The 16934-nt window shown below is 69.9% G+C and carries 14 protein-coding genes; 9 read left to right on the top strand and 5 right to left on the bottom strand.

Going from position 1 to position 16934, the window contains the following annotated elements:
• Positions 1-10: 10 nt before the first annotated feature.
• Positions 11-427 (bottom strand): succinate dehydrogenase hydrophobic membrane anchor subunit, encoded by a 417-nt coding sequence (locus tag KOI47_RS30415; RefSeq protein WP_216210260.1) that lies wholly within the window; start codon positions 425-427, stop codon positions 11-13.
• Positions 427-888, bottom strand: a complete 462-nt coding sequence (sdhC, locus tag KOI47_RS30410; RefSeq protein WP_216210258.1) for a succinate dehydrogenase, cytochrome b556 subunit — start codon at positions 886-888, stop codon at positions 427-429. The genes KOI47_RS30415 and sdhC overlap by 1 nt, the downstream gene beginning before the upstream one ends.
• Positions 889-1332: 444 nt before the next feature.
• Here sdhC and KOI47_RS30405 point away from each other — a divergent pair, with 444 nt between their 5' ends.
• The 6 genes from KOI47_RS30405 to KOI47_RS30380 all read left to right on the top strand — a co-directional run bounded on the left by KOI47_RS30405 (position 1333) and on the right by KOI47_RS30380 (position 8160).
• On the top strand, positions 1333-2439 hold the full coding sequence (locus KOI47_RS30405) for a BMP family lipoprotein (RefSeq protein WP_232376356.1): 1107 nt from the start codon (positions 1333-1335) through the stop codon (positions 2437-2439).
• An 80-nt stretch (positions 2440-2519) separates the two neighbouring features.
• A complete protein-coding gene (locus KOI47_RS30400) occupies positions 2520-4067 on the top strand; it encodes an ABC transporter ATP-binding protein (protein WP_216210254.1) in 1548 nt (515 codons plus the stop codon).
• Positions 4064-5167 (top strand): ABC transporter permease, encoded by a 1104-nt coding sequence (locus KOI47_RS30395; protein ID WP_216210253.1) that lies wholly within the window; start codon positions 4064-4066, stop codon positions 5165-5167. Before KOI47_RS30400 ends, KOI47_RS30395 begins: the two co-directional genes overlap by 4 nt.
• Complete coding sequence (locus KOI47_RS30390; RefSeq protein ID WP_216210251.1) at positions 5164-6444, top strand: ABC transporter permease; 1281 nt, start codon at positions 5164-5166, stop codon at positions 6442-6444. Before KOI47_RS30395 ends, KOI47_RS30390 begins: the two co-directional genes overlap by 4 nt.
• A gap of 5 nt (positions 6445-6449) precedes the next feature.
• Positions 6450-6839 carry a cytidine deaminase gene (locus KOI47_RS30385; protein WP_216210249.1) on the top strand — a complete coding sequence of 130 codons (390 nt, stop codon included), beginning with the start codon at positions 6450-6452 and terminating at the stop codon, positions 6837-6839.
• Between the two features lie 31 nt (positions 6840-6870).
• The gene (locus KOI47_RS30380; protein WP_216210248.1) at positions 6871-8160 is read left to right on the top strand and encodes a thymidine phosphorylase; all 1290 of its coding nucleotides are present in this window, start codon (positions 6871-6873) and stop codon (positions 8158-8160) included.
• 6 nt (positions 8161-8166) lie between these two features.
• Here KOI47_RS30380 and KOI47_RS30375 read toward each other — a convergent pair whose 3' ends face one another.
• Complete coding sequence (locus tag KOI47_RS30375) at positions 8167-9219, bottom strand: coiled-coil domain-containing protein (RefSeq protein ID WP_216210246.1); 1053 nt, start codon at positions 9217-9219, stop codon at positions 8167-8169.
• A 230-nt stretch (positions 9220-9449) separates the two neighbouring features.
• Here KOI47_RS30375 and KOI47_RS30370 point away from each other — a divergent pair, with 230 nt between their 5' ends.
• Both KOI47_RS30370 and KOI47_RS30365 read left to right on the top strand, forming a co-directional pair.
• Complete coding sequence (locus tag KOI47_RS30370) at positions 9450-10547, top strand: adenosine deaminase (RefSeq protein ID WP_216210244.1); 1098 nt, start codon at positions 9450-9452, stop codon at positions 10545-10547.
• 122 nt (positions 10548-10669) lie between these two features.
• Positions 10670-11869: an MFS transporter gene (locus tag KOI47_RS30365; RefSeq protein WP_216217662.1), complete on the top strand. Its 1200-nt coding sequence runs from the start codon at positions 10670-10672 to the stop codon at positions 11867-11869.
• On the opposite strand, the gene KOI47_RS30360 is transcribed toward KOI47_RS30365, so the two are convergent.
• Positions 11863-13125, bottom strand: coding sequence for a primosomal protein (locus tag KOI47_RS30360; RefSeq protein ID WP_216210242.1), 1263 nt, complete (start codon positions 13123-13125; stop codon positions 11863-11865). The two genes, KOI47_RS30365 and KOI47_RS30360, sit on opposite strands and share 7 nt — an antisense overlap.
• Before the next feature lie 145 nt (positions 13126-13270).
• Between KOI47_RS30360 and KOI47_RS30355 the strand changes: the two genes are divergently transcribed.
• Positions 13271-15790 carry a DEAD/DEAH box helicase gene (locus KOI47_RS30355; RefSeq protein WP_216210241.1) on the top strand — a complete coding sequence of 840 codons (2520 nt, stop codon included), beginning with the start codon at positions 13271-13273 and terminating at the stop codon, positions 15788-15790.
• 90 nt (positions 15791-15880) lie between these two features.
• On the opposite strand, the gene KOI47_RS30350 is transcribed toward KOI47_RS30355, so the two are convergent.
• On the bottom strand, positions 15881-16849 hold the full coding sequence (locus KOI47_RS30350; RefSeq protein WP_216210239.1) for a sugar-binding transcriptional regulator: 969 nt from the start codon (positions 16847-16849) through the stop codon (positions 15881-15883).
• Between the last annotated feature and the right edge of the window lie 85 nt (positions 16850-16934).

Here is a 16934-nt window from a genome sequence, read left to right as displayed (position 1 = left end):
TGGTGGTGGGTCAGCTGGCCGAGATGTTCGGGTCGAAGGTGAAGATCACCAGGGTGCCGACGGAGAGGATGAGCACCATCGACACGTACAGCACGATCTTCAGCCAGAACCGGGTGCTGTCCTTGCGGGCGTAGTCGTCGATGATGGTGCGCAGGCCGTTGCCGCCGTGCAGCTGCGCGAGCCAGAGCATCGCCAGGTCCCAGAACTGCCAGAACGGCGAGGCCCACCGGCCGGCGACGAAGGCGAAGTTCAGCCGGTGCACCCCGCCGTCCAGGATGTTCATGATGAACAGGTGGCCGAGCACGAGCACCACCAGCGCGAGGCCGGAGATGCGCATGAACAGCCAGCTGTACAGCTCGAAGTTGCTGCGCCGGGCCGCGGGGCGGCGCGGGGAGCGGGGCTTGTCCAGAGTGAGGGCCTCGGTCATCAGTTCCCGCCTCCGAACATCTCGCTCACCGTGCGCTGCAGCATGAAGTAGGTGCCGGGGATCATCACGACGACCCAGATGCCGATGATCGTCCACAGCATCGGGCGCTGCAGCCTGGGCCCCTTGGACCAGAAGTCCACCAGCATCACCCGGATGCCGTTCAGCGCGTGGTAGAGCACCGCGCCGACCAGCGCCACCTCGAGCAGGTTGACCAGCGGGGTCTTGTAGGTCTCGATCACCGCGTCGTAGCTCTCCGGGGACACCCGGACCAGGGCGGTGTCGAGCACGTGGACGAACAGGAAGAAGAAGGTGAGCACGCCGGTGACACGGTGCAGCACCCAGGACCACATGCCGGGGTCGCCGCGGTAGAACGTGCCGCGCCGTGAAGTGCCTGTCCGATCGCTGCGCACCGCGGCGTGGCTCTCGGCCCCCTCCGCTGCGGTGCTAGCCGTGGTGGACATCGGTGAAAGGCCTCCAACGTCTGGCTGGACTGAGCCCGGCTGACCGGCGACTCCGACGCCCGCGGATACGTCCACTTGGGACGGATCGGCGACGATGCCGAGGTCAAAGGTCGTCGAGCGTTGATGCACTGGATGCTAGACCCGTCGCGTCCCGGCCCCTCAACCTCGGCCTCTTCTGTGTGATGGACCAGACACCCCCGCCGGTCCGCCCCCGGCCGGGGTCCTTCCGACGGGTGACCCGCGCCGCAGCCGATCACGGTTGGTGTGTGCTTGATCGCAATACGATGCAATGGCAAACATTTGGGTTACGCGGGGTGGTCTCCGTATGGCGAGCGCTTGACCGGCGGGTACCGTGCGCGAATCGAGCGCGAGCCCTGGGGAGTGAGAAAGGCGACTATGAGAAACGGTCTTCGGATGCGCGGTCGCGCGCTAGCAGCTATCACCATGGCCGGCGCGTTGACGCTGGCCGGGTGCGCGAAGGACTCCGGAAACGACAACGCAGGCTCGGACGGCTCCGGCGGGGACGCCACCTGCGTCACCGCCCCGAAGCCGCCCGCGCCGTCGGAAGCCTCCACCGAGGAGAGCACGGCGGCGGCCGATGTCGACGCCAGTGACCTGCGGGTCGGGCTGGCCTACGACGTCGGCGGCCGGGGTGACGCCTCCTTCAACGACGCCGCCGCGGCCGGGGTGGACCGGGCGGTCGAGGAGCTGGGCGTCGGGGACACCACGGAGAGCACCGCCGCCGCGCAGGAGTCGGAGGACTCCAAGCAGCAGCGGCTCACCCAGATGGCCAACGAGGGCTTCAACCCGATCATCGCCGTCGGCTTCGCCTACGCCGAGGCGCTGGCCGCGGTGGCGCCGAACTTCCCGGACACCAAGTTCGCCATCGTGGACGACAACTCCGTCGACGAGCCGAACGTCACGCCGCTGGTGTTCGCCGAGGAGCAGGGCTCCTTCCTGGCCGGGGTCGCCGCCGTCTACAAGAGCGAGAACTGCCACATCGGCTTCGTCGGCGGGGTGGACACCCCGCTGATCCAGAAGTTCGAGGCAGGCTACCTGCAGGGCGCCAAGGCGGTCTCGGACAAGGTGCAGATCGAGGACGACTACATCACCCCCGCGGGTGACATCTCCGGCTTCAACGACCCGGCGCGCGGCAACGTGATCGCCAAGGCGCAGCTGGACAAGGGCGCCGACGTGATCTACCACGCGGCCGGTGCCTCCGGTAAGGGCGTGTTCGAGGCGGCCTCCGCGGCCGGCGCACTCGCCATCGGCGTCGACTCCGACCAGTACAACCAGCAGACCCTGGAGCCGGTCAAGGACGTCATCATGACCTCCATGGTCAAGCGGGTGGACGTGGCCGTGTTCGACTACATCGCCGCGGTCGCCAAGGACGACCTCTCCCAGCTGCCGGAACGGTTCGACCTTTCGGTGAACGGGGTCGGCTACTCCACCTCGGGCGGCAAGGTGGACGACATCAAGCCGATCCTGGACGGCTACAAGCAGCAGATCATCGACGGCGAGATCACGGTCTCGGACAAGCCAGCTAACTAGTAGCTCACTGCGCGCGGGGCTCGGGCGGGGCGATCCCTCCCCGGGCCCCGACCGCGTGATTCCCGGGAGCATCCATCCCCATGAACAGTGCCGAACCCGAGCCGGAACCGGTCGTCGAGCTGACCGGAATCACCAAGCGGTTCCCCGGCGTCGTCGCCAACTCCGACGTCAACCTCACCGTCCGCGCGGGCGAGGTACACGCCATCTGCGGGGAGAACGGCGCGGGCAAGTCCACCCTGATGAAGATCCTCTACGGCATGCAGCAGCCGGATGAGGGCACCATCGCGGTCAACGGCGAGCAGGTGCGGCTGCGCAACCCGCAGGACGCCATCCGGGCCGGTATCGGCATGGTGCACCAGCACTTCATGCTCGCCGACAACCTGACCGTGCGGGAGAACGTGCTGCTCGGCGCGGAGAGCCTGCACGGCATCTCGCAGGCGGCGAGCAGGCGGATCGCCGAGCTTTCCGAGCGCACCGGGCTGCGGGCGCACCCGGACACCCTGGTGGAGCGGCTCGGGGTAGCCGACCGGCAGCGGGTGGAGATCGTCAAGGTGCTCTACCGCGGCGCCCGGATCGTGATCCTGGACGAGCCCACCGCGGTGCTGGTCCCGCAGGAGGTCGACGCGCTGTTCGACACCGTGCGCAGCATGCAGCGGGAAGGGTTCACCTTCCTGTTCATCTCGCACAAGCTGGACGAGGTGCGGGCGATCGCCGACCGGGTCACCGTGATCCGGCGGGGCAGCACGGTCGGCACCGTGGACCCCACGGCGGTCAGCACGCACGAGCTTGCCGAGATGATGGTCGGCAGCGAGCTGCCCAGCCCGGAGACCAGGGAGTCCACGGTGACCGAGCGCGAGGTGCTGCGGGTGACCGGGCTGCGGCTGAAGGCCGAGGACTCCGACCGGGCCGTGCTGGAGGACGTCTCGCTCACCGTGCACGCGGGCGAGGTGCTCGGCATCGCCGGGGTCGAGGGCAACGGGCAGACCGAACTGGTCGAGACCATCATGGGCATGCGCAAGGCCAGCGGCGGCCGGATCGAGCTGGTCGGCGAGCGGGGCGCCCGCGACCTCACCCGGCTCGGCACCCTGGCCCGCAGGGAGGCCGGGATCGGCTACATCGCCGAGGACCGCACCCGGCACGGCCTGTTGCTGCAGCAACCGTTGTGGGCCAATCGCATCCTCGGCTACCAGACCCGCGGGCCGGTGGCCAGCGGGCCGCTGATCAACGCGGCCGGGGCCCGCAAGGACACCGAGCGGATCGTGCGGGACTACGACGTACGCACCCCCGGCATCGAGGTCCCCGCCGGCGCCCTCTCCGGCGGCAACCAGCAGAAACTGGTGGTCGGCAGGGAGCTCTCCGGCGACCCGGTGCTGCTGGTCGCCGCGCACCCCACTCGCGGGGTGGACGTCGGGGCACAGGCGCTGATCTGGGAACGGATCCGCACCGCCCGCGCCAAGGGCCTGGCCGTGCTGCTGGTCTCCGCCGACCTGGACGAGCTGATCGGGCTCTCCGACACCATCCGGGTGATGCTGCGCGGCAGGCTGGTCAGCGAGGCCGATCCGGCCACGGTGACCCCGCAGGAACTGGGTTCGGCGATGACCGGAGCGGACAGTGGAGGCGAGCAGTGAGGTCCTGGCGTACCACCCTGCTGCCGCCGCTGCTGGCGATCGCCTTCGCCGTGCTGCTGTCCTCGGCGGCCCTGCTCATCTCCGGTGCCGATCCGTTGCAGGCCTTCGGCACGATGTTCGCCCAGTTGTTCCGCGGCACCACCGCGGTGGACACGGTGAACCTCGGCACCGTCTACTACCTTGCCGGGCTGGCGGTGGCCATCGGCTTCCAGATGAACCTGTTCAACATCGGCGTCGAGGGCCAGTACCGGTTCGCCGCGATCGTCGCCGCGATCGTCGGTGGCGCGCTGGACCTGCCACCGGTGCTGCACACCTTCGTGATCATCGTGGTGGCCGCGTTCGCCGGCGCCGCCTACGCCACCATCCCGGCGATCCTCAAGGTCACCCGCGGGGTGCACGAGGTGATCTCCACGATCATGCTGAACGCGATCGTCGGCGGGATCATCGCCTTCCTGGTCAACCCGGACCAGTTCGGGGTGCAGCGCGGTAACAACGTGAGTACCAGGGAGATCGACCCGAGCGGCTGGGTTCCCGGCATCCCGCTCGGCAACGCGGGGACCCTGTTCGGCTTCGTGCTCATCGCGACCGCGCTCGGCGTGGTGTACTGGTTCATGCTGAACCGGACCCGGTTCGGCTTCGAGCTCAAGGCCAGCGGCGAGTCGCCGACCGCGGCGGCCGCGGGCGGGGTCAGCGCGAAGAAGATGGCCTTCGTCGCGATGCTGCTCTCCGGCGCGGTTGCCGGGCTGATCGCCATGCCCGAACTGCTCGGCAGGGACTACAGCTACGGCATCACCTCCACCCAGCAGTACGGCTTCACCGGGATCGCGGTGGCACTGATCGGCCGCAACCATCCGGTCGGCATCGCCTTCGGCGCCCTGCTGTGGTCCTTCCTGGACAAGTCCAAAGTGTCCCTCGAGCAGATCGAGATCCCGCAGGAGATCGCGATGATCATCCAGGGCACGATGGTGCTGTCGGTGGTCGTGGCCTACGAGATCGTCCGGCGCGCCGACCTGGCCGCCGAGCAGCGCAGGGTGGGCCGCGCGTTGAGCGGCAACGGCAGGGACAAACCGGCCGGTGTCGGCGAGGGAGGCGCGGTATGAGCCTGACCATCGAGGGCACCACCCCGCCGCCCAGCCCATCGACCCGGCCGCCGGAGCGCGGCGGGCGCGGGCTGCCCGGCTGGGCCAAGGGCGTGCTGTGGGCCGTGGCGGCGATCGCCGTGCTGGCCACCACCTCGTACCTGACCGGGCTGGACGTGCTCACCTCCAGCAGCACCGCGAACACCGCGCTGCGGCTGGCCCTGCCGATCCTGCTGGCCGCGCTCGGCGGGTTGTGGGCCGAGCGCTCCGGCGTGATCAACATCGGGCTCGAGGGCATGATGATCCTCGGCACCTGGGGCGCGGCCTGGGGCGCCTACTACGGCGGCGTGTGGGCCGGGCTGCTGGCGGCGATCGTCTTCGGCGCCCTCGGCGGGCTGCTGCACGCGGTGGCCACGGTGACCTTCAACGTCAACCACATCGTGTCCGGGGTGGCAATCAACCTGCTCGGCCTCGGGGTCACCAAGTACCTGGCGAACCTGATCTTCGAGCCGTTGTCCGGCAACCCGCGGCAGTCGCCGCCGGTGCCCAAGTTCGACACCTACTCGGCCACCTTCCTCTCCGACTGGCTCGGCGATCTCGAGGAGATGCACCGGGCCGGGATCTCCGATGTGGCCGGGCTGCTGCGCGGGCTGATCACCCAGGTGTCCCCGCTGGCGATGATCGCGTTGCTGCTGGTGCCACTCAGCTACCTCGTGCTCTGGCGCACCCGGTTCGGCCTGCGGCTGCGCTCCTGCGGGGAGAACCCGGTCGCGGCCGAGTCCCTCGGGGTGAACGTCTATCTGCACAAGTACGCCGCGCTGGCGGTGTCCGGTGGGCTGGCCGGGATGGGTGGCGCATCCCTGGTGCTGCTGCCCGGCGGGGCCGACTACCTGGAGAATCAGACCAACGGTCGCGGGTTCATCGGCCTGGCCGCCATGATCTTCGGTAACTGGCGGCCAGGCGGGCTGCTCGGCGGCGCCGCCCTGTTCGGCTACGCCGACGGCCTGCAGCTGGCCGGGGGCGGCGAGGCGGTGCTCGCCCTGCTTTACGGCGCGGTGCTGCTGCTGGCGGTGATCGTGGTGGTGCAGCTGCTGCGGCGGCGGTGGATCGCGGCGGCGCTGGGCACGGTCGGGGCCGGGATCCTGTACTACATCTACTGGTCCAATGACGAGCTGCCGAGCGACCTGATCCCGTACTCGGCGCACTTCGTCACGCTCATCGTGCTCGCCGTCGCGGCGCAACGACTGCGACCACCGCGCTCGCTCGGCCAGCGGTACCGGCGGGGCGAGGGCGAGTGAGTCCGATGTCTACTGTGGACTGGGATGCGTTACGGAGCGCCGCGGTACGGATCGCGTATTCCGCCTATGCCCCGTACTCCGGGCTACGGGTCGGCGTCGCGGCCATTGTGGACGATGGAAGACAGGTCCTGGGCTGCAACGTGGAGAACGCCTCGTACGGGCTCGGGCTGTGTGCCGAGTGCACGATGGCGGGCCAGTTGCGGCTCACCGGCGGCGGCAGGCTGGTGGCGGTGGCCTGCCGCAGCGGGGACGGTGAGCTGCTGATGCCCTGCGGGCGGTGCAGGCAGATCCTGTTCGAGCTCGGCGGCCCGGACTGCCTTGTCGACACCCCGCACGGCATCCGCCCGATGGCCGAGGTCCTCCCCGACGCCTTCGGCCCCACCCACCTGCCCTAAGTGGGCTGAGCAGGAGGATTACGGAGTGTCCATGGAAGCTTTCGCGGCGGTGGACGTGATCAGGGCCAAGCGGGACGGCGGCGCGCTGACCAGGGAGCAGATCGACTGGGTGGTGGACGCCTACACCCGCGACGTGGTCGCCGAGGAGCAGATGTCCGCGCTGGCCATGGCGATCTTCCTGCGCGGGATGGACGCGCGGGAGACTGCGGACTGGACCGGCGCCATGATCGACTCAGGCGAGCGGCTGGACCTGCGGGTGTCCCGGCCGACCGTGGACAAGCACTCCACCGGCGGAGTGGGGGACAAGATCACCCTGCCGCTCGCCCCGCTGGTCGCCGCCTGTGGCGCCGCGGTGCCGCAGCTGTCCGGCAGGGGGCTCGGGCACACCGGCGGCACGCTGGACAAGCTGGAGGCCATCCCTGGCTGGCGGCCCGAGCTGAGCACCGAGGAGATCACCCGCCAGCTGGAGCGGGTGGGCGCGGTGGTCTGCGCCGCCACGCCCGCGCTGGCCCCTGCCGACCGCAAGCTCTACGCCCTGCGCGATGTCACCGGCACGGTGGAGTCCATCCCGCTGATCGCCAGCTCGATCATGAGCAAGAAGATCGCCGAGGGCGCCGGAGCGCTCGTGCTGGACGTCAAGACCGGCACCGGGGCGTTCATGCGCGAGCGCGAGCAGGCGCGCGAGCTGGCCCGCACGATGGTGCGGATCGGCGCCGCGCACGGACTGGCCACCACGGCCCTGCTGACCGGGATGAGCGTCCCGCTCGGCAGCGCGGTCGGTAACGCGGTGGAGGTGGCCGAGTCGGTCGAGGTGCTCCGCGGCGGCGGGCCCGCCGATGTGGTCGAACTCACCCTGGCGCTGGCGCGGGAGATGCTGGCCGGGGCCGGACTGCCCGAGGTGGATCCCGCCCCGGTGCTGGCCTCCGGGCAGGCCTACGAGACCTGGTGCCGGATGATCAGCGCCCAGGGCGGCGACCCGGAAGCGGCGCTGCCCACCCCGGCACACACGCAGGTGGTGCCTGCGGAGTCCGACGGGGTGCTGGCCACCCTGGACGCCTATGCGGTCGGGGTCGCCGCCTGGCGGCTGGGTGCAGGCCGCACCCGGCGGGGCGAGCCGGTGCAGGCCGCCGCGGGCATCCGTTGCCTTGCCAAGCCAGGGGACCGGGTCAGCGCCGGGCAGCCGCTACTGGAGTTGCACACCGACACCCCGGAGGCGGTGCCGGCCGCGCTGGCGGCACTGCGGGACGGCCTCGCGATCGCCGGAACGCAGGATGCCCCCGCCACGGGCGAGGGCATCCTGCTGGAGACGATCAGGGAGTAGTAGCTCTCAGGCGGAGCTCTCCTCGCCCGATTCGGCGTTGTTGCTGGAGTTCTTCGCCTTGTCCGCGGCCTTGGTCGAGCGGCCGTTGCGGTTGTTGTTCCGGCGCGGCTGCCGCGGCGCTGGCGGGGCGGGCACCGGCTGCGGGGCCGGGCCGCCACCGAGCATCAGCTCGGCGAAGGTGGCCATGGCCTCGTCCAGCTGGCCCCCGATGCGGCGCTCGGACTCCTCGTTGCTCTGCTTCACCAGTGAGGTGACGACCTCGGTGTCCGGCCGGTCGGAGATGGTGCCCTCGACCTTGGACAGGCCGCTCTTCAGCGCGCCGTCCAGCTGGCCGAGCCGTTCGGTGACGGCCTCCTCGACCTTGTCCAGCCTGCCTGCCAGCTCCTCGAGCCTGCCGCCGACCTGCTCGATCCGGCCGCCGAGGTTGTCCAGCCGCTCGGCGGGGTCGACCATCTCGCCGGTCTCGGTGACCGCCGTGCGCACCGCCTCGGTGCGCTCCTTGGTGGCCTCGTCCAGCTCGGTGATCCGGGTCTGCAGGTCGCTCTCCAGCGCGTCGATCCGCTCGCGCACCGGGCCGTGCACCGCCGCCGGCAGCGCGTCCAGCTTGTCGTCCTGCTTGTCCAGGTGGGTGCCGAGCTCGTCCAGCCTGCGGTGGATGTTCTGCAGCTTGTCCTCGAGGCCGTCCATCCGGCCCGCGACACCCTCGAAGCGTGCGCCGACCCCGTCCAGCCTGCCGTCCAGCTGCGCGAACGGCTTCGCCAGCTTGTCGACAATCGCCTCGACCGCGCGGGTGACTTCCGCGATGGCGTTGTCCTGCGCCTCGAGCCGGGTCATCGCCTCATCGAGCCGCTCGGCCAGCACCCCGACCTCGGTCCGGTCGGGTAGCTCGGACAGCCGCTTGCGGACCGCTCCGAGCGAGTCGACCGGCGACAGCCGGGCGTAGATGTCGTCGAGGGCGTCGAAAATCTGCTGCTGTTCGCTCTCTCGGACCTCGGCCGCGCGCACCAGCATGTTGCGCATCCGGTCGAAGGACGGAGCAAGGTTGTTGTCAGTGGTCACTGCGGAGTCCTTCATCGGCGGGGAAAGATGGGACGTGGGCGGAAGCCTAGCTACCGTCGAATTGCTGTGAGTATCCGCCCCGCGAATATGTGAATGACGTGCGCAACCCCGATGGCCCAATGCCGGCGGGGCGGCGGCGGGCTGAGGGTTAGGTTGAGGATGAGACTCGGGCCAGGGCACCCCCTGTAGGTGAAACCCCAGGTCCATCCGGGGCTCGGTAGTGTGAGGGCATGTCGGATCTTGCCCCCACCCCCACCCTGGAGTCCATCCGTACCGCCCCCAAGGTCCTGCTGCACGACCATCTGGACGGCGGGCTGCGCCCGCAGACCGTGGCCGAGCTGGCCGAGGCCACCGGCTACCGGGGCCTGCCGACCACCGACGTCGCCGAGCTGGGCCGGTGGTTCGAGGCGGCGGCCAACTCCGGGTCGCTGGAATCGTACCTGGAGACCTTCGCGCATACCTGCGGCGTGATGCAGACGGCGGATGCGCTGGTCAGGGTGGCCGCGGAGGCCGCGGAGGACCTCGCGGACGACGGTGTGGTGTATGCCGAGGTCCGGTACGCCCCGGAGTTGTTCGTCGAGCAGGGGCTGTCCCTCGATGCGGTGGTCGAGGCGGTGCAGGAGGGCTTCGCCGAGGGCACCCGCCGGGCCGCCCAGCGGGGCCGCCGGATCCACATGGCGACCCTGCTGTGCGCCATGCGCCAGCACGCGAGGGCGCAGGAGATCGCCGAGCTCGCCGTGCGTTACCGGGACGTGGGCGTGGCCGGGTTCGACATCGCGGGGCCGGAGGCCGGCTTCCCGCCCACCAGGAACCTTGACGCCTTCGAGTACCTGCGCACCAGCAACGCGCACTTCACCATCCATGCTGGTGAGGCGTTCGGCCTTGCCTCGATCTGGGAGGCCATCCAGCACTGTGGTGCCGAGCGGCTCGGCCACGGGGTGCGGATCGTCGACGACATCAAGACCGACGCGCAGGGCGAGGTGCATCTCGGGCGGCTGGCCGGGTACGTCCGGGACCGGCGGATTCCGCTGGAGATCTGCCCCTCCTCCAACGTGCAGACCGGGGCCGCCCCCTCGATCGGCGAGCACCCGATCGGCCTGCTCGCGCGGCTGCGCTTCCGGGTCACCATCAACACCGACAACCGCCTGATGAGCGGGTGCACGCTGTCCTCGGAGTTCGCCGAGCTGGTGGACGCGTTCGGTTACGGGTGGGCGGACATTCAGTGGTTCACGATCAATGCCATGAAATCGGCCTTTCTCGATTTCGATCAGCGGCTGGATTTGATCAACAACGTCATCAAGCCCGGCTACGCCAAGTTACTGAGCTAACGATATTCCTCCCCCGTTCGGGGGTTTCCTGTCGGTAATTTATTGCGCCACTGCTTGTGGTGGTTAGCCATGCAAAGTAATATCCAGAATATAGGACGTTCTTCCTATATTCTGGGAGGGTCATCGTGCAGCTCGCCGCCCCTGCCGGCCGGCGCTGGCTGGTACTCGGGCTCGGCCTCGCCGCGCAGACGGCCAGTTGCGCCTTCCTCTACGGCCTGCCGTTCCTGGCCCCGGCCATGCGCGCCGCCGAGGGCCTCTCGCTCGCCACGGTGGGCGCGGTGGTGGCCGCGCCCAGCGCGGGGCTGCTGCTGACCCTGGTCGCCTGGGGAGCGCTCACCGACCGCTACGGCGAGCGGGTGGTGATGGCCGCCGGGCTGGGCGCATCCGGGCTGCTGCTGGCCTTCGCCGCTGCCGGCAGCCACCCGGTCGGTCTGCTGGCCGGGATGTTCCTGCTGGCAGGTGCGAGCACCGCCGCGGTGAACGCGGCCAGCGGCCGGGTGGTGCTCGGCTGGTTCGGCGCGGCCGAACGCGGGCTGGCGATGGGCGTCCGGCAGACCGCGCAACCGCTCGGCGTGGGACTGGCCGCGCTCACCCTGCCCGCACTGGCCGCGGAATGGGGCTTCCGGGCAGCGCTGCTGCTGCCCGCCGGGCTCGCGGTGCTGGTCTCGGTGCTGGTGGCCGCGCTGGTCACCGACCCACCGCGGCCGGAACCGGGGGCCGGCGCGGCCCGTCCGGTCTCGCCGTACCGCGAGGCCACGCTGTGGCGGCTGCACGGCGCGAGCGCACTACTGGTGGTGCCGCAGTTCGCGGTCTCCGCCTTCGCCCCGGTGTACCTGGTGGCGGTGCGGGACTGGAGCCCACTGGCCGCGGGCTGGTTCCTTGCGGTGGTGCAGGGTCTCGGCGCCGTGGGCAGGCTGGTCGCGGGCTACTGGTCGGACCGGGCGGGCAGCAGGCTGCGCCCGATGCGGCTGCTGGCGGTGGCCAGCGCGGCGGTGATGCTGCTGCTGGCGCTCGGCGACGCCGGCCTGCCCTGGCTGGTGCCGCTGGCGCTGGCACTCGCCGCGGTGATCACGGTGAGCGACAACGGGCTCGGCTTCACCGCATCGGCCGAGCTGGCCGGGGCATCCTGGGCAGGCCGGGCGATGGGCGCGCAGAACACCGCGCAGAACCTGGCCGCCGCGCTCACCCCGCCCCTGCTCGGGCTGGTGATCGGGGAGTCGCGCTACGCCCTGGCCTTCGCGCTGGCAGCGGTCTTCCCGGTGCTCGCCGTCCGGCTGGTCCCGGTCCGCTCGGAGCACCCGGCGCAGCGGGTGGCTCAGTGAACCCGCAGCCGGTCCTCGAACGACTCCACCAGCTTGCGCCAGGCGCCCTGCTCGGCGTCGAACGGCGGGCTGGGCGCCAGCCGGGTCGGGTCCGGCTTGAGCACGAAGGACACCAGCCAGCCAAGGCTCTCCGAGGTCGCCAGCGCGGTGGCCACCGAGTCGTCGCCTGCCCAGTCCGCCGCGTCGGTGAGCAGTTCGACGGCCAGCTCCAGCTGGGTGGGGTCGATGGCGTCGATGCCCTCGGCGATGTCCTCGTCCAGCCCGGCCAGCACGTAGGTGTTGTCCTGGTCGACCTCGAGGTCCAGCTCGCCCGCGGTCGCCTTGGTCAGCACCTCGTCCCATGTGGACACTTCGGCGAGGTCGGAGTCCGCGAACTCCTTGCCGTCGGCGAGCGCCCTGGCCAGCGCCTTCGGCGAGCCGTACACGTCGATCTCACCGCCGGAGCCGAGGAAGATCGGCTCGTCGTCGAGGTAGCAGCGAAGGGTGTAGTACTCCTTCTCCGGGGTCACGATCTTAATCGGATCGATACCGACCTCGACCCAGAAGCCCGCGGGCTGGTCCTCGTCGTCCTCGTCCTGGTCGCCATCGGCCTCGTCCACTGTGTCCAGATCGTCGTCCCTGGACTCGATGCCCACCTCGGACTCGGCGGACTCCTCGTGGAACGCGGCCAGCTCCTCGGCGGTCTCCTCCAGCTTGGCGGCGTCCACGCTGGGGACGGTGACCAGCTGGTCGACCGCGTCCAGCACGACGTCCCACTTCTCGGAGACCGCGCCGGAGAGGTCGGTCCACAGCCGCTCGCCCTCGCGGCCGGTGAACGGCAGCCTGCCCTGCTCCAGCAGCGAGAAACCCTCGCAGGAGTCGAGTACCTCGTGCACCTCGTCCAGCTCACACACATCGGCGAGTGAGCGCACGATGCCGACGATCTCGGCGAGCTCGCCGATCGTCCACGAGTCGGGCTGCTCCGCGACCAGCTCGGGCACGCCGACCAGGTCGTAGGAGTGGTCGTCGTCCGGGATCAGCTCGGGCACGTTCAGCGCCGGGACGACCTGCCAGGCCGGGTGGTCGATCAGGTCATGCTGTTCGGCCGTTCGGACGAACGCGGCCAGGTGCGCGGCGTCCGGGAAGGCGTACAAGTCCTCCTCGTCGCCGAGGAACGCCTCCCATTCCTCGCCGTCCTCCCGCCAGCGCGGGGCCCACAGCGTCACCAGGTCACCCTGTGGGAGCCCGAGTTCGATCGGGATGATGTCCTGTGCCATTACGACCCTCCGGTTACCGCACCGTGCGCGCGTGCGAGAGTGTTCCCCCGGCCCGAGCGCGTCTGCGTCGAAGCCTACGGGTTCCGCTCATCGGCCGCGATCACCCCTCGTGTCTCGCGCCGCGGATGGCACGATCTAGGACACGATGACTGACTCGACTTCCTCACTTAGTCAACTGCTGCCCGCCGATCCCGAGCCCGATGCCCTGTTCGACGCCTTCTCCACCTGGACCGCCGGGCGTGGCATCGAGCTGTACCCGGCGCAGGAGGAGGCGCTGATCGAGGTCGTGTCGGGGGCTAACGTTATCCTCTCCACCCCGACCGGATCGGGCAAGAGTTTAGTCGCGGTCGGTGCCCATTTCGCGGCCCTGGCCGCCGGCAGGCGCAGCTTCTACACCGCGCCGATCAAGGCCCTGGTCTCGGAGAAGTTCTTCGACCTGATCGAGACCTTCGGCGCGGACAACGTTGGCATGATGACCGGCGACTCCAGCGTCAACGCCGACGCCCCGATCATCTGCTGCACCGCGGAAATCTTGGCGAACATCGCGTTGCGCTACGGTGCGGACGCCCCGGTAGGCCAGGTGGTGGCGGACGAGTTCCACTTCTACGCCGAGCCGGACCGCGGCTGGGCCTGGCAGGTGCCGCTACTGGAGCTGCCGAAGGCCCAGTTCGTGCTGATGTCGGCGACCCTTGGCGACGTCTCCTTCTTCGAGAAGGACCTGACCAGGCGTACCGGCCGGTCCACCGCGGTGGTCACCTCGGCCCAGCGCCCGGTGCCGCTGACCTTCCGGTACGCGCTGACCCCGATGCACGAGACCATCTCGGAGCTGCTGTCCGGGGGCCAGGCCCCGGTCTACATCGTGCACTTCGCGCAGGCCGCGGCGGTGGAGCGGGCGCAGGCGCTGATGAGCATCAACCCCTCGACCAGGGCGGAGAAGGATGCCATCGCCGAGGCGATCGGCGACTTCCGGTTCTCGGCAGGCTTCGGCAAGACGCTGTCCAGGCTGGTGCGGCACGGCATCGGGGTGCACCACGCCGGGATGCTGCCGAAATACCGGCGGCTGGTGGAGCAGCTCGCGCAGTCCGGCCTGCTGAAGGTGATCTGTGGCACGGACACCCTCGGGGTCGGCATCAACGTGCCGATCCGCACGGTGCTGTTCTCCGCGCTGACCAAGTTCGACGGGGTGCGCCAGCGGCATCTGAAGGCGCGCGAGTTCCACCAGATCGCGGGCAGGGCGGGCCGCGCGGGTTTCGACACCGACGGCTACGTGGTGGTGCAGGCCCCTGAGCACGTGGTGGAGAACGCCAAGGCGCTGGAGAAGGCGGGGGACGACCCGAAGAAGAAGCGCAAGATCGTCCGCAAGAAGGCGCCGGAGGGGTTCGTCAACTGGACCGAGAGCACGTTCGAGAAGCTGATCGCCGCCGACCCGGAGCCGCTGGCCTCCAGCTTCCAGGTCAGCCACTCGATGCTGCTGAACGTGATCTCCCGGCCGGGCAACGCCTTCCAGGCGATGCGGCACCTGCTGGAGGACAATCACGAGCCGCGGCCTGCCCAGCGCAGGCACATCCTGCGCGCCATCGCGATCTACCGGGCACTGGTGGCCGCGGGAGTGGTGGAGCGGCTGCCCGAGCCGGACGCCGACGGCCGGTACGTGCGGCTCACCGTGGACCTGCAGTTCGACTTCGCGCTGAACCAGCCACTGTCCCCGTTCGCACTGGCCGCGATCGAACTGCTGGACGCGGATTCCCCGAGCTACCCGCTGGATGTGGTGTCCGTTGTGGAATCCACTGTGGATGATCCGAGGCCGGTGCTTTCCCAGCAGCAGTTCAAGGCCCGCGGTGAGGCGGTCGCCGAGATGAAGGCGCAGGGCATGGAGTACGAGGAACGGATGGCGCTGCTGGAGGAGGTCACGTACCCGAAGCCGCTGGCGGAGATGCTGGACGCCGCCTACGAGACCTACCGGCAGGGGCATCCGTGGGTGGCGGACTACGAGCTGTCCCCGAAGTCGGTGGTGCGCGATATGTACGAGCGCGCGATGAACTTCACCGAGTACGTCAACTTCTACTCGCTGGCCCGTTCCGAGGGGCTGGTGCTGCGGTACCTGGCCAACACCTATGACGCGCTGCGGCACACCGTGCCGGACGAGGCGAAGACCGAGCCGTTGCAGGACCTGATCGAGTGGCTGGGCGAGCTGGTGCGCCAGGTGGACTCCAGCCTGCTGGACGAGTGGGAGGCGCTGCGGCATCCAGGGGAAAGGGAGGAGGCGCGGGCCGCGCTGCCGGAAGGGCCGCCGCCGGTCACCGCGAACGAGCGGGCGTTCCGGGTGCTGGTGCGCAACCAGATGTTCCGCAGGGTGGAGCTGGCCGCAAGGGAGGCCTACGAGCAGCTGGGCGAGCTGGACGCCGACTCCGGCTGGGACGCCGATGCCTGGGAGGACGCGCTGGCGGACTACTTCGACGAGCACGGGGAGATCGGCACCGGCCCGGACGCCCGCGGCCCCGCCCTGCTGCTGATCGAGCGGGAAACCGAGGTCTGGCGGGTCCGCCAGATCCTGGACGACCCCGAGGGCGACCACGACTGGGGCATCAGCGCCGAGGTGGACCTGCCAGCCTCGGACGAGGCAGGCGCCGCCGTACTCCGGATCACCCGGGTGGACCAACTCTGACCATCGTGTTTGCCGCCCACGCGCACGTGTTTGCCCTCCACGCGCATGAGTTTGCCCGCCACGACGTCCGCGGAACCCAAACGCCCGCGCTCAGCCTGCGGCGAGCTCGAGTAGCAGCTCGGCGGTCTCCGCTTCGGTGATCAGGGTGGTCACCATCCCGGAGCGCAGCACAGCGGCCACGGCCTCGGCCTTCGGCGCGGCGTAGCCGAAGGCGATCACCTCGGGGATGCGCAACAGCTCCTCCGCGCTGATCGCCAGCACGTGGTGGGCCAGCCCGGTGGACAGCGCGTTGCCCTGCTCGTCGAACAGCTGCGCCGCGACCTCGGCCTTGGCCCCGCGCTTGCTGATCGCGTCCTGCTGCTCCTCCGGCAGGGCGTCGTACACAGTGGACTCGCCTGCCTGCCAGGCCCCGATGCTCACCACGGCCTTGGTCAGGTCGCGGAAGCGGCTGAAGGTCTCGGCGATGCCCGGCTGCCCGCGCAGGATGTCGGCGGTGCGCCGGTCGGGCAGCACCAGTGGCCCGTAGATCGGATAGGGGTCCCCGCCGGAGACGGCGGCCAGCCTGCGCACGGTCTCCACCGAGCGGTCGTGCATGTCCATCCCCGCCTGCACCCCGCACAGCTGCACGATCGGGCAGGGCGGAAGCGAGCGGATCGCCTCGGTCATCACGTTCACCGAACGGGCCCAGGACAGCCCGATCACGTCCTTCTCGGTGACGATCTCGCTCAGCAGTTCCGCGCCGAGCGCCCCGATCCGGCGGCGCAGGGCGGGCCGGGACTCCTCGGCGGATGCTCTTTCGAGCACCAGCGCGCGTTCCAGCCGGTACGCCGTGCGCAGCTCGTCGGAAAGGTCGAGCTGAACGGGAGCCGGCAGGTCGAACTCGACCCGGACGAGTCCGGTCTCCCGCGCGATGTCGAGAATCCGGGCCACCTTGAACCGGCTGATCCCGAACTCCTCGGCAATCTCGATCTTGGACTGGCCCAGCACGTAGAAGCGCCGGGCGATGGAAGCCGCCTGGACGCTCTGGTCCAGCCCTTGGGCACCTCGCTTCTTGCTCATGTGAGCACTTTAGCAGGAAAACTCCCGGAAAGGTTGACGTAATGAGCCCGGTAGATTTTCAATGCTCAGCATGGCACTGGGCACA

The sequence above is a fragment of the Amycolatopsis aidingensis genome, from assembly GCF_018885265.1.
Taxonomy (GTDB): domain Bacteria; phylum Actinomycetota; class Actinomycetes; order Mycobacteriales; family Pseudonocardiaceae; genus Amycolatopsis; species Amycolatopsis aidingensis.
This window is presented reverse-complemented; position numbering and strand designations above follow the sequence as displayed.

Coding starts and splice junctions, on each gene's coding strand:
- KOI47_RS30415 (WP_216210260.1), bottom strand. CDS start 427: ATGACCGAGGCCCTCACTCTGGACAAGCCCCGCTCCCCGCGCCGCCCC.
- sdhC (WP_216210258.1), bottom strand. CDS start 888: ATGTCCACCACGGCTAGCACCGCAGCGGAGGGGGCCGAGAGCCACGCC.
- KOI47_RS30405 (WP_232376356.1), top strand. CDS start 1,333: ATGGCCGGCGCGTTGACGCTGGCCGGGTGCGCGAAGGACTCCGGAAAC.
- KOI47_RS30400 (WP_216210254.1), top strand. CDS start 2,520: ATGAACAGTGCCGAACCCGAGCCGGAACCGGTCGTCGAGCTGACCGGA.
- KOI47_RS30390 (WP_216210251.1), top strand. CDS start 5,164: ATGAGCCTGACCATCGAGGGCACCACCCCGCCGCCCAGCCCATCGACC.
- KOI47_RS30385 (WP_216210249.1), top strand. CDS start 6,450: ATGTCTACTGTGGACTGGGATGCGTTACGGAGCGCCGCGGTACGGATC.
- KOI47_RS30380 (WP_216210248.1), top strand. CDS start 6,871: ATGGAAGCTTTCGCGGCGGTGGACGTGATCAGGGCCAAGCGGGACGGC.
- KOI47_RS30370 (WP_216210244.1), top strand. CDS start 9,450: ATGTCGGATCTTGCCCCCACCCCCACCCTGGAGTCCATCCGTACCGCC.
- KOI47_RS30360 (WP_216210242.1), bottom strand. CDS start 13,125: ATGGCACAGGACATCATCCCGATCGAACTCGGGCTCCCACAGGGTGAC.
- KOI47_RS30355 (WP_216210241.1), top strand. CDS start 13,271: ATGACTGACTCGACTTCCTCACTTAGTCAACTGCTGCCCGCCGATCCC.
- KOI47_RS30350 (WP_216210239.1), bottom strand. CDS start 16,849: ATGAGCAAGAAGCGAGGTGCCCAAGGGCTGGACCAGAGCGTCCAGGCG.